This window comes from Hyella patelloides LEGE 07179 (genome assembly GCF_900659865.1).
Classification (GTDB): Bacteria; Cyanobacteriota; Cyanobacteriia; order Cyanobacteriales; family Xenococcaceae; genus Hyella; species Hyella patelloides.
Genome location: NZ_LR213778.1, coordinates 1 through 11902 on the forward strand (window position 1 = coordinate 1; position 11902 = coordinate 11902).

The 11902-nt window shown below is 37.6% G+C and carries 12 protein-coding genes; 3 read left to right on the plus strand and 9 right to left on the minus strand.

The genetic code is table 11. The annotated features are described in order from the left end of the window. Positions 1-138: 138 nt before the first annotated feature. The 6 genes from H1P_RS03500 to H1P_RS03525 form a co-directional block, all read right to left on the minus strand. Entirely contained in the window at positions 139-507 is a 369-nt protein-coding gene (locus tag H1P_RS03500; RefSeq protein WP_144864197.1) for a YkgJ family cysteine cluster protein, read from the minus strand. 439 nt (positions 508-946) lie between these two features. After that, entirely contained in the window at positions 947-1414 is a 468-nt protein-coding gene (locus H1P_RS03505) for a hypothetical protein (RefSeq protein ID WP_144864199.1), read from the minus strand. Between the two features lie 196 nt (positions 1415-1610). Then, on the minus strand, positions 1611-1838 hold the full coding sequence (locus H1P_RS03510; protein WP_144864201.1) for a hypothetical protein: 228 nt from the start codon (positions 1836-1838) through the stop codon (positions 1611-1613). A gap of 50 nt (positions 1839-1888) precedes the next feature. Then, positions 1889-2092 carry a hypothetical protein gene (locus H1P_RS03515; RefSeq protein WP_144864203.1) on the minus strand — a complete coding sequence of 68 codons (204 nt, stop codon included), beginning with the start codon at positions 2090-2092 and terminating at the stop codon, positions 1889-1891. A gap of 230 nt (positions 2093-2322) precedes the next feature. Continuing rightward, on the minus strand, positions 2323-2709 hold the full coding sequence (locus H1P_RS03520) for a response regulator (protein ID WP_144864205.1): 387 nt from the start codon (positions 2707-2709) through the stop codon (positions 2323-2325). A 214-nt stretch (positions 2710-2923) separates the two neighbouring features. Then, a complete protein-coding gene (locus H1P_RS03525; protein ID WP_144864207.1) occupies positions 2924-6559 on the minus strand; it encodes a PAS domain S-box protein in 3636 nt (1211 codons plus the stop codon). 351 nt (positions 6560-6910) lie between these two features. Here H1P_RS03525 and H1P_RS03530 point away from each other — a divergent pair, with 351 nt between their 5' ends. Both H1P_RS03530 and H1P_RS03535 read left to right on the plus strand, forming a co-directional pair. Next, the gene (locus H1P_RS03530; RefSeq protein ID WP_144864209.1) at positions 6911-7027 is read left to right on the plus strand and encodes a DUF2949 domain-containing protein; all 117 of its coding nucleotides are present in this window, start codon (positions 6911-6913) and stop codon (positions 7025-7027) included. A gap of 120 nt (positions 7028-7147) precedes the next feature. Next, positions 7148-7549: a hypothetical protein gene (locus H1P_RS03535; RefSeq protein ID WP_144864211.1), complete on the plus strand. Its 402-nt coding sequence runs from the start codon at positions 7148-7150 to the stop codon at positions 7547-7549. Between the two features lie 75 nt (positions 7550-7624). On the opposite strand, the gene H1P_RS03540 is transcribed toward H1P_RS03535, so the two are convergent. The 3 genes from H1P_RS03540 to tnpA all read right to left on the minus strand — a co-directional run bounded on the left by H1P_RS03540 (position 7625) and on the right by tnpA (position 10481). Further along, positions 7625-7996 (minus strand): four helix bundle protein, encoded by a 372-nt coding sequence (locus tag H1P_RS03540; RefSeq protein ID WP_144864213.1) that lies wholly within the window; start codon positions 7994-7996, stop codon positions 7625-7627. A gap of 44 nt (positions 7997-8040) precedes the next feature. Beyond that, the gene (locus H1P_RS03545) at positions 8041-9840 is read right to left on the minus strand and encodes a response regulator (protein WP_144864215.1); all 1800 of its coding nucleotides are present in this window, start codon (positions 9838-9840) and stop codon (positions 8041-8043) included. Positions 9841-10076: 236 nt separating this feature from the next. Beyond that, complete coding sequence (gene tnpA, locus H1P_RS03550) at positions 10077-10481, minus strand: IS200/IS605 family transposase (RefSeq protein ID WP_144864217.1); 405 nt, start codon at positions 10479-10481, stop codon at positions 10077-10079. 34 nt (positions 10482-10515) lie between these two features. Here tnpA and H1P_RS03555 point away from each other — a divergent pair, with 34 nt between their 5' ends. After that, positions 10516-11712: an RNA-guided endonuclease InsQ/TnpB family protein gene (locus H1P_RS03555; RefSeq protein ID WP_144864219.1), complete on the plus strand. Its 1197-nt coding sequence runs from the start codon at positions 10516-10518 to the stop codon at positions 11710-11712. Positions 11713-11902: the final 190 nt, after the last annotated feature.

Sequence of the window (11902 nt, forward strand, 5' to 3'; positions counted from 1 at the left end):
TTACATTCTAAGCATATTATTTCCGAACCATATCGAAAACAATTATTTTGGCTGAATTTCTTAAGGATTAACTGCTTAATGTTCCTGAATTCCTAAGTATTACATTTTGACGTGCGGAAGGTGGGTTTTAGTATTACTTTACTCTTCATCCCTAACCCCTCGATTGTATTGCTTCATCTCTACACTATCATTGCCATAGACACCACTAATTTGATCTCGGCAACAGGCGATCGCAAATTCGTTAAATTCGGCTTCTGCTACATCATACATATCTTGAAAAGTATCGGGCTTAACTCGGCAAAAACGAGGGCGTTGTTCGTAAATAAGGCATTTTCGTGTATCTTTGTCTAAATTAATACACCAACCATCTTTTCCCACCATACCAAGATAAATTTCTAACTCTTCTGCTGTTAGATACTCTTCTAAATCTGGTCGATCTTCGGGAGTTAAATTGCAACAAGCACCACAATTAGCTACGCAACACCAAGTTTCCTTAATTGTTTTCATTGTTCCGTGTTCCCCATGTCCTCTTCTAAACTAGATAGTTTATTTTTGACAACTACCTGCTAGTTATTATCAAGAGGCAAGAGACAAAAGGCAACAGAAAATAAAGGAGCTTCGCTCCTAGCTATAAGCTATAAGCCATAAGCCATAAGCTATAAGCTATAAGCCAGTTACAAGAAGTTTTAAACATCTCGTAACTGTAGACTAAGGGGTCTGGAACCCTTCTAGCTTAGAGCCTAGTCCTAAAGGATACCGCTTCCCTAAAGGACTTCCTTCGGTCGCGCGATGCGTAGCGAGTCCTTTAGGGCATAAGCTTAAAGCTTAAAGCTTTTTGATAAAGTTTTGTCGTGTTTTATGTCTATTTACTTCGTATCTGAAAAGACATCAAGCCAAAGCAAGCCCAAAAATTTCTTAAAAGTTATCAAAAACAACTAACCACTAACTAGCTAGCAAGATTAGAGATCAAACAAGTTTCTTTGACCACACTGCGATACATTTCTCCCAAGTGAGCGATCACATCAATTAAAGCTAGACGATAATCGCTAAGAAAGTCTGGTTGTATTCCTTCAAGTTTTAATTTACGAGATAAATCATCCACTAATTCCATGTGGATTTTGACTACTTTATCCACGGGAAGATTAACAAAAAAAGCTGTTTCGACAAAGCGATCGATTTGCTCATTAATTAGATTTTCATCGTTAAAATAATCAGTAATAATTTGATAGTAAGCTATTTTAAATTCTTGAAGTAGTTTTTCTTGCTCCAGACTAGAAAGTTGCTCAAAAAATTGCTGATAATTTCTTTGAGAGTAAATACCTGAATAGCCTAATCGCTCTTTCAATTTGGAATTAAGGCGATTTTGCTTGAATTTTTCTCGATTCGCTCGATCTTCTGGTACAAATTCAGGCATCAATATCTGTCTCCTCAACTATTAATTATTTAATTATTAATAGCAGATTTGTTTTTATAATTAGCAATTTATGACTCCCCACCCCTAAACATTAGTTCTCTAATTATAATGAATTTTATTCTTCAATATTGTCAACACGGAAGTCCCCATTCGTCCCGTCAAGCGGGATAATCAGGATAAATGGAATATGCTTCCCTCATTTCCTCTCGTCAATCTCCGCTTTGGAGCGAGATAGCATAGTTGCTTTTAGATGTTCTGTTTCTTGCTGCTGTTCAACCATTAACTTTCTGGCTTCTAATTCTATTTTTTGGCTAGAAGTTTGTTTGATTTCTGCTTGAGAACGGATTAAGAGATTTTGCTCAATGTGTTCTTCTTGCTGATGCGATTTTGCTACTGTTTTTCTGGCTTTTTTTTCAGTATTCATTTTTGGATATCCCATCTTGCAAATTAATTAACTTTATTCAATTTTGTTATCTAAATAGCAACGGCTCGATCGCGTTTCAACAGATTAGCTGATAAATTGACAACTCTCTTTTCAGAAAATTGATTTTTTTCTTTAATGTCCGACAAATCTGGCATTTCTTCCCAACATTTTCGGCAAAACCAATATTCTCGATGGTTACAAAAGTGATGCAACATCGGACTGGAACAACAAGGACAAGTGCTAACAATTTTCATGATTATTTTTACTCCAGATGGTTATTAAGTAGAATTGGTTAAACAAAGTTTTTTACATAACTGATCGTAACTGCTTTTTACCTTAATTATCAAAATTCCTCCCAATCGATCGCTCTTTCACTCGATCCCAATCATAATTTTTAAATTTGAAGAACTTGTGAAGAAGTCAAAAAAATCCCAAGAAAATCTGAATAATTATGCACTACAATTACATAACAACTGCTTGCTATTTACTGACTCCAGCCGAGAAATCCCGCAATTTGACTTGCCAAAGTTAAAGAATCAAAAGGCTTATTAATTACCCCTTTAGCACCAGCAGCATAGAAGCGACGACGATCGCTAGCTTGGGCTTTGGCGGTAATAAATACCACGGGAATTTGTTGAGTTTTCGGGTTAGCTCTAAGTTGAGCGATGGTTTGTAACCCGTCTAAGTCTGGCATCATCGCATCTAGTAAAATAGCATCGGGTTGTTCGGTTTCAGCGATCGCTATTCCTTTTCTACCACCAGAAGCACTTAGCATTTTCCAACCAGCTTCTAATTCGATACAAAAACAAGCCAAAGCTCTTACGTCTTCTTCATCATCAATGAATAAAACACGTTTCGTTTTAGTAGTCATTTTTTATAAGACAAACAAATATATTAAAAAAATTTATTATTTCTATAATTTACAATACAACAGTAAATGTCTTGTTTAAGATCAGCCAAATTTCTGAAAATTATTGCGCTAAAAATGAATTAATTGTGTAGACAAGAATTTTTAATTAGACAGTAGATACGTTTCAGCGAAACTTCTGCAACCAATTTGCGGTAACCTCTGTACCAGATTAGATTTATTCAAATTGTTGAGGAATTGTAAAGAAGAAAGTACTGCCTTCGCCGTAAATGCTTTCTGCCCAAATTTCACCTCCATGTTGCTCTACAATGTGACGACAGATTGCCAAACCTAAGCCTGTACCTCCTTTTTTCCGAGAATCAGAAGCATCTACTTGTTGAAAGCGTTCAAAGATTGTTTCTAGTTTGTCGTGGGGAATGCCTCTGCCTCGATCTTTGACTGTAAAGAGAATGTTTTTATTTTGTTGTTGGCAAGTTATCCAAATTTTACTATTTTCAGGAGAAAACTTAATGGCATTACTAATAAGATTAGATAAAGTTTGCACGATGCGATCGCTATCTGCTAAAAATTCTAGAGCTGGGGTGTTATCTTGCAGCACAATTTGATAATTCTGGGCTGTTGAGCCTATAGTATCTATGGCTTGTTGAATTAACTCGGTACTATTACACTGTTGTTTTTCAATTTGGTCTCTGCCTGATTCTATGCGTTCGAGATCGAGAATATCGTTAACTAAGTTTATCAGGCGATCGCTATTTTTGAGAGCCATGTTTGCCATTTTTACTCCTGCGGGAGAAAGTTCACCCAAATGTCCCGCGCTGAGTAATTTAACCACTCCATAAATAGAAGTCAGAGGGGTTCGCATTTCGTGACTCGCAATAGATACAAATTCACTTTTCATTCGTTCGATTTGTTTGCGATCTGTAATGTCATCAATCATCGAGAAAAATCCTTGGACCTCATTATTGGCATCAAAATCGGGAATATAGGTAGCATTCATCCAATAGGGATGACCATTTTCATTAGTGGACTGAAATTCAAACGAGACTACTTTTCCTGATAAAGCTGTTTTAATATAGGGCAGCATTTTTTGATAGTCGTCTGCGGAGAATAAGTCGGCAATCTCAAGTCCTAAAAGAGTAGAGCGGGGTCTGCCAAACCAGGTTTCGTAGGTACGATTGTTGTAAAGATAATGCTGCTGTTTATCGATATAAGCGATTAAAACTGGTAACCCATCGGTAATCAGTCTTAGTTGTTCTTCGCTGCGCTGGAGAGATTTTTCTGCTTCGATACGTTGGCTAATATCCATAACTGTTCCCCAAACTTTGAGAACTTTGCCTTGACTATTTACTGTTGGCTCTCCTCTACTTTCTAGATATTTAATTGTGCCGTTGGGTAGGATAAAACGATAGTTAAAATGCCAAGGTTTTCCTTCTTGATGTCCCTGTCTTAGAGTTTTTTTGACTAACAGAAGGTCTGCTGGATAGACACGGTTTAAAATATCTTCACAAGGAGGTACAGAGCGATTTTTGGGAAAGCCTAAAATCTCGAATAATTCTTCTGACCAACCTAATTGTTGAGGGGCAAAATTATATTCCCAGCTACCAATTTTGGCTATTTTTTCCGCTTTTGTGAGTAAATCTTGGGAAGCTTGCAGTTTTTCTTTAGCTTGTTGTTGCTCGGTAATATCTTTAAGCATTACTGTCAACAACAGTCCTTCTCGCGTTTTTAATTTAGCAATAGAAGCTGCTGCGGGAAACTGCTCTCCGTTTTTGCGCAGACCAGAGACATTAGAGTTACGCTCTGCCATAGTGCGGGATTGTAGTGCCGATTTACTAAAATAATCGACGTGAGTTCGGTGTATCTGGCGAAATACTTCGGGTAATAAAATATCTAGTGATTTTCCGATGATTTCAGTTGCTTTGTACCCAAAAATCTTTTCTGCACCTCGATTAAACATTTGAATTTGCTGCTGTTGGTCAATGGAGATAATTGCTTCATCGGCATTATCTAGAATACCTGTGAGTTTTTGCTGATTTTCTCTTAAAGCTGCTTCTGTTTGCTCCCGTTCGGCTATTTCTTCTTTTAATAGTTGGTTGGTAGTGGTTAACTCAACAGTACGCTCTGCTACCATTGATTCGAGGTTATCGAGTAACTGAGCATGAGACAAAGCAATACCAATTTGATTGGCTAACTGGGTTAGTAGACTAATTTCATTTTTTTGCCATTCTCTGGGATTATGGCATTGGTGTGCCACCAATAAACCTTTGATTTGGTTTTGAGAAAGAATCGGAACAACTAGTTTGGCTTGGATTTGAAACTGTTTTAGTAGTTGCTTAATTTCAGTCGCAATGGCAGCCGTTGCCAAATTATTAATAGCTAAGATTTCACCTTGACGATATTTTGCCAGTTGTTCGCCGATTAAAAGGGGATCGACCAGTTCATAACCCAACATGGGTGGGAGATTGGGAAGAATCGCTTCACTAATTGCTAGTGCGGTATTATTAGGAAGTATCTCCACAATCAAAACGCGATCGCAGGTTAATAAATGCTGTACTTCGGTAACGGTAGTTTGCAGAATTTCTTCAATATCAATGGAAATCCGAATTTTACGGGTAATTTCTGCTAATAACTTAGTCTGTCGATATTGATGTTCTAGTTTATTCCAGAATCGACGCTGTTCGCTAATATCAATACCTGTGGCAATGATAAAGTTTACTTTTCCTTGAGCATCAAAAAGAGCCGTGTTTGACCAAGATATTAAATGACGAGTGCCATCTTTAGCCAGCCAATAGTTGGTGTATTGATTGGGAACTTCTCCTGCAAGTAATCGTTCAAATACTGCTTTAACTGTGGATTTTTCTTCAGGAGCAACTAAATTTTCCCATATTTGCTGACCTTTAATTTCGGTAGAGCTATAGCCAGTAACTTGTTCGCAGGTATGATTAAAACTAACTATTGTTCCCTGGTGATCTAATACGGCGATTAACGCATCGACAGTATTAATAATTGCCTTAGAAAAATCCCGTTCTTGTTGTAGTTGCAATTCAGTATTTTTGCGTTCACGAAGTGCAGTTTGCTGTTCGCTGATGTCTCTAGTAACTGCCAACAGTGCAGTAATCCGATTCCCATCTCGTAAAGGAACAGCATTTGTTTCTAGCCAGCGAGGTGTCCCTTTTAAGCCAGTTAATTTAAACTCCAATCTGCCAGATTTGCCCTCAAAAACACTTTCTGTAAGCTCAATAAAAGCTTGACGATGTTGAGGATTTACTAGAGGATAAAACGATTTCCCAAGTATTTCTGCAAGAGAATCAGCTTCAATGATAGCTAACTCCGCAGGATTTATTTCTAGTAGTTTTCCTTCACGATCCAGTAATTTGACGCATTCTGGTTCAGACTCAACGATCATACGGAGTAAGTTTTCGCTTTTGGCGAGTTTTTCTTCTGCTAAGGCGAGATCGCTATTCTGATTCACCAAAGACTGAAACAAACTTTTAGCACTCAAAACTCCAATTATTTCTTGACTATCCCCTAAAACTGGCAAATAACTAATTGAATGTTGTTGCAGAACAGCGCAAACTGATTGAATATCATCGCATTGCGAATAGGCTACAGTAATTACTGGCGACTTCATCACCCGTTCGACAGTTGTAGCTGTGATATCAAATCCTTGAGCAATTGACTTAATAACATCACTTTGAGTCAGAATACCGATTAATTGTGCTGCTGCAACTACCAAAACACAACCAGCTAAGCTCTTTTGCCGTTTTTGGCTCATTAAAGCAGTTACGTCCGACAATAAAGTATCTGGCGCGACAATTAAAAGATTACGTTCTATGAAGTTATTAATACACACAAAAAAACCTATATAAGATATTCAAACTCTTATTGAGGTCTGAAGCGTAAGAGCAAAATGATTTATCTGTATTCTAAGTTACTACCTTAATAATCAGACCAGTAGATGGATTCAATTAAAACATAATACACATCTTATCTGTTCTGAAACCAAGAGTTTCCAATAGTTTTAGGGAATATCAATTTTTCTAAATATAAATTTACAATACACTCCTGACTTTATGTATAAGCAAAACATAGTTTTCCTATACCATTTAATTTAAAATATTTTTCTTCACAATTTTCTCAAGTTTCTTCTCTAAATTATTGGGCAAGCGTATTTTAGGCTTACTAAACATTGAGGTCATTCAGAATGTTAGAGCAATTAATTGATTTTTTGAGTTCAGAGTTAGAGATTTCAGCAGAAGCAATTTCTCTAGCAAAAAAAGCTGGAACTCCACAGCCTCAGATACTACCAATAATTCTCTAGCAATATAGGCGACTAGACAAAAAAGAATGAAACCGCGTACTTGAGAGAAGCTTTATGGCGACACAGGTTCGCCATCTTGTAAGCCCCGTTTGTTTAGAAGTGTCTTAATTATTAAAAATCATGAAAACTCACACAGAATATCTATACTCTTTTTCTAATGCTAGTCTTACTCTCAAAGTAATCGAGCATTTACGCGATCGCTGTCAATCAATGTTAAACTCAGTAGCAGTCATTAATCTCATCGATCGTTGGCTAATTAAAATTAAGCTAAAAGACTCTATTGGTGTTAACCGAGTGAAAAATTTGCAAGCTTTCTTGAATGAACTCGGTTTCCCCTATCAACCAACACCAATAATCACAATCGCTTTAGCAAGATTAGAAATAGGAGAATCGCCAGTTAAGATTATGAATCGCTACAAAGTGGTTATAGTTGCCTACGGTAAACCAGAAAAAGAAGAAATCGAAATCTTTAGAGAGCAAATTGTCGAGAAATTGGGTTACTGTCCGCAAAATATGGCTTAGTGAAGTCAGAAGTCAGAAGTCAGAAGTCAGGAGTCAGAAGTCAGGAGTCAGGAGTCAGGAGTCAGGAGTCAGAAGTCAGGAATTGGTTTTTAAAGATTTGATTGTTGCTACTAATATTCTGATTATGGAATCTATTTCTTGAAGTAGTAATCTAAATCTTTGTTTAGGTACTATCTCTGTATCAATCATTATTTCGATCCAGTATTCTGTTTCTCTTGCTTCTTTTAGGGCTACTTCGTACTTATGAATAAAATCTTTTGTCGATTGGGCAGAAATAGCCTCTTTACAGTTAGCTCCGATACTTGTTCCTGCTCGTAAAAATTGCTTGGCTAATACTACTACTGCATCATTGTACGTACTCTTTTTGAGAATTTCTGTATAGGCAAAAACTACTCTAACGGCAAATTTTTTAGTTCTAACTTGAATACTTTCTTTATCCCCTGTCATTCTTCCTGTAAAATTAACAACTCCTGACTCTTGACCAGGTGGCTTTATGAAGACTTCAAAATTCGATTTCTTTGTAAACGATTTAAGATACGGTTTGCGAGTTCTGAGCCAATGATTGGTTTGCAGATATAGTCGTCTGCACCAGCAGCAAAGGCTTGGTGTTGAGTTTTTTCGTCTTGATGGACAGTAAGAAAGAGGATTGGTAAACGTTGCCAACGGCGATCGCTGCGAAGTAATTGACATAGTTCAAGACCATTGATTTGGGGCATTTCCACATCTAATACCAGTAAATCTGGCTTAAATTCTTCTAAAATGTCCCATAGTTGTTGTGGCTCGCTAAGAGTTTTTAAATCGAAACCCCAAGGTTGCAGAGATATTTCTAAAGATAATAAAACTTGAGGATCGTCATCCACAATCAAGACCTTAGCAGCACCACTGCTATTCTGGATCAGTTCAGCTACAGAATCAATTGCCATACTAGGTTTTACAGGTGCTTGTAAGATTAAGCTACCGCCTTTGCGGATAATCTCCAAACGATCTGATAATTGGGCATCTTCTGTAATAATGACAATTGGTAATTGTCGTTTTTGTTGATGTAACTCCTCTAAAAAGTCTAAATCTGCGCCATCGGGAAAAGTAATTGCGTGTAAAACTGCTGTGGGTAATTTTTGAAGAATACTTTCTCTAGCTTCATCAAGACTAAATGTAGCTTGGGGTTTCATGCCTTTTTGGGAAGCTTCTGTGACCAACTGTTGGGTATATGTTCTATCTCGATCGATAATTAATAGTGAAACATTATTACCCAGTGCTGCTCTAACTTTTGCAGCAAAAGGCTGATTTTGTAGCTCATCATGAAGAGAGGTTACTAAGGTTGTAAATTGTTGAATCTCAGCTTGCTCCACCAAGTCATTCTCTAATAATTTCTCAATTTTCTTGGCAATTTTTGAACCATTGGGAAAACCAAAACCACCCAACGAACCCGCCAATTTATGAGCAGCACTTTTGGCTTCTGGATAAGACTCTGGAATAACTGTATTTTCTGTGAATGCTGAAGCTAAATTGTCCAGAATAGCTAATCTCTGAAATGCCACATCTTTAAACTGTAACCACGCATCAGCGATTTGCTGAGATTTATCGGGTGTTTGATCTGTTGATGGGGTTTTTGTTTTAGTTTCTGCTTTGAGACGATAACCAACACCATAAACAGTCTGAATGGTATCTTTAGCCATACCAGCTTTTTTGAGCTTTTGACGCAAACCCTTAATGTGGGTTCTCACTGCTTCTTCCCCAGGAGGATCTTCTCCCGCCCAAAGACTATCTATAATTGCTGAGGGACTGAATACCTGCTGGGGATGTCGCATGAATAATTCAATCAGAACATATTCTTTGGGAGTCAGGCGTAAAAGCTGCTTTTGATATTTGACTTCATGGGTTTTGGGGTCAAGAGCCAACTCCTGCCACTGCAATATGGGGGAAGCTGCATGAATTTCCCTGCGTAAGAGGGCGCGAATTCTAGCGGTAAGCTCGTCAAAGTTGAATGGTTTAACTACGTAATCATCTGCCCCTGCATCTAACCCCATTACTTTATCACTATTGCGATCGCGTGCTGTCAATAACATTACAGGCATTTCATAGCCTTCTGCTCTGATTTTCTGACACAACTCTACCCCTTCAATGTCAGGTAGCATCCAATCTAGCACCACCAAGTCGTAGTTGAACAGCAACACAAATTCCCAACCCATATCTCCAGTATTGGCAATATCCACCGCATAATGCTGTTCTATTAACTTGTCCGCCAAAACCTCCATTAATTGTTCGTCGTCATCTACCAGTAAGATTCTCATTAACTGACCGAACGCTACTTATACCAACTTGCAATCTAAAGCGTAATTTTTAAAATCTTACTTTCTCGAGTAAAACGGCTACTAATCTTGGAATCCGAAGATTGTCGAAGTTACGTCTATGAACGCAAGTTGGTGTTAGTTAACATATTACAGCTAATTCTATGACCGAGAAAAACTTTTAGAGCGCAAGCCCCTTGATTCATCAATGGGGTGAGCGTGGGGAATTTATTCCCTACCTATTTCTCGCTACGCTTTTGATTTTGAATATACTCTTTGATTTTAGCTAGTGGTGCGCCTCCTGATGTTGAAACGAAGTAACTATTTGTCCACAAACTTGGTAATCGTTTTTTAAGCCAAGGGAATTCTAATCTTAAATATCGAGATGTCGCTCCTTTGAACCTTTTAACGGCTCTATGAACTCCAAATTGAGGGTCGAGAGACAATAATAAGTGAACGTGATTTTCGTCTCCTACTTCCATTTCTAATATTTCTACATTGATTTCTTTTGCTATTTGTTTCAGCAATTCTTTAAGCCTAATATCAACTTTTTCAGTTAGAACTTTTCTTCTATACTTGGTACACCAAACAACATGATATTTACAACAATACACAATATTGTTGTTGGATTTAAACTGAGGCATGGTATTATATTAGTCAAAGCCATCTAATGGTATCATGCCACAGTACATAGTCAGAAAACTTAAGATAGGAAAAACATCACAGCTAGACGAATTAGCTCGTGCTGCTGGTGAATTGTATTCAAGAACTTTGGTTAGTTTTTGGCGTACAGTTCGTAAAAAAGATGTTTGGCTATCTGGCTATACTATGGAGCGTTGGCATATGTCGCCTCTGCTTCATGCTCATACAAGTGATGCTATCACTCAATCTTTTTATGCTTCTTTGAAATCATGGAGGAGTAGAAGGAAACTAGACCCCAATAGTAAACCACCAAGACGCAGACGTTGGTTTTACAAAGTCACTTGGAAATCATCAGCTATCACTCTTAAAGATGGCAAACTTAGATTGTCAAATGGCAAAGGAAATCAACCTTTAATCGTCCAATGGCAGTGGGAGAGACCCAAACAGATAGAAATGGGATGGAATCGTAACGCTCAATGTTACGAACTAAGAGCTTGCTATTCGCAACCCAAAATCTCAGCAGAAAAATCTCAGAAAATTGCTGCTGTAGACTTGGGGGAAATTCACCCAATGGTAATAACTGATGGGGTTGATACGGATATTTATAATGGGCGTTTATTGCGTTCTAAAAAACAGTATCAAAATAAGCTTAAAGCTCAATTATCTAAGCTAATAGACAAAAAGAAACGAGGTAGTAAACGTAGGAAAAAGCTAATCAAATCAAAGCAAAAACAGTTAGCCAAAATCAAGAATCAAATCAAAGATATTGAACATAAACTAACCAGTAAAGCCGTTTCAACACTGAAAAAGAGAAGTGTTCAAACGCTGGTTATAGGAGACGTGCGAGATATTAGAAAAAATATTGATTATGGAAAAAAGGCTAATCAAAAACTTCATCAATGGAGTTTTGGCTCTATCCGTCAAAAGCTGGAGTATAAGTGTGCTAAAGCTGGAATTAAAACAGAGTTGATTAGCGAAGCATACACTAGCCAAGAATGTTTATCTTGTCGCCAAAAAAATAAATCCAAAAACAGAGAGTATCGATGCTCTTGCGGGTTTAGATGGCATAGAGACGGGGTTGGTTGTTCCAATATCCGCGCAAAGTATCTGGGAGAAATCCCAGTAGTCGGTCTTATGGCTAGACCCTCTGGAGTGAGATGGAATCCTCATCTTCAGTGTAACTCGACTACTTTTCTGGTCGAGGAATCCCCTGCGTTCACGCATGGGGAGTAGTCAATGAGCAGATATAGCCATACAAGATTTAGGTCGGGACAATAAGACGATTGGCTTCTTTAGTAGCAAGTGTTTCATGTAGCAGTTTAAAAAATGTCCTAACTTTCTTGCGTATTGCTAGACTATAGATAGAATTTTTTTGGGGTTTGATCCAGTGCCAAGAAAAATCTATTTAGGGTTTGCTCAAAAA

What these genes read in the sequence shown, in the direction of transcription:
- H1P_RS03515 (WP_144864203.1), bottom strand. Translation starts at nt 2,092, where the DNA reads ATGAAAATTGTTAGCACTTGTCCTTGTTGTTCCAGTCCGATGTTGCAT.
- H1P_RS03530 (WP_144864209.1), top strand. Translation starts at nt 6,911, where the DNA reads ATGTTAGAGCAATTAATTGATTTTTTGAGTTCAGAGTTAGAGATTTCA.
- tnpA (WP_144864217.1), bottom strand. Translation starts at nt 10,481, where the DNA reads ATGCCTCAGTTTAAATCCAACAACAATATTGTGTATTGTTGTAAATAT.
- H1P_RS03555 (WP_144864219.1), top strand. Translation starts at nt 10,516, where the DNA reads ATGCCACAGTACATAGTCAGAAAACTTAAGATAGGAAAAACATCACAG.
- H1P_RS03510 (WP_144864201.1), bottom strand. Translation starts at nt 1,838, where the DNA reads ATGAATACTGAAAAAAAAGCCAGAAAAACAGTAGCAAAATCGCATCAG.
- H1P_RS03520 (WP_144864205.1), bottom strand. Translation starts at nt 2,709, where the DNA reads ATGACTACTAAAACGAAACGTGTTTTATTCATTGATGATGAAGAAGAC.
- H1P_RS03505 (WP_144864199.1), bottom strand. Translation starts at nt 1,414, where the DNA reads ATGCCTGAATTTGTACCAGAAGATCGAGCGAATCGAGAAAAATTCAAG.
- H1P_RS03535 (WP_144864211.1), top strand. Translation starts at nt 7,148, where the DNA reads ATGAAAACTCACACAGAATATCTATACTCTTTTTCTAATGCTAGTCTT.
- H1P_RS03545 (WP_144864215.1), bottom strand. Translation starts at nt 9,840, where the DNA reads ATGAGAATCTTACTGGTAGATGACGACGAACAATTAATGGAGGTTTTG.
- H1P_RS03500 (WP_144864197.1), bottom strand. Translation starts at nt 507, where the DNA reads ATGAAAACAATTAAGGAAACTTGGTGTTGCGTAGCTAATTGTGGTGCT.
- H1P_RS03540 (WP_144864213.1), bottom strand. Translation starts at nt 7,996, where the DNA reads ATGACAGGGGATAAAGAAAGTATTCAAGTTAGAACTAAAAAATTTGCC.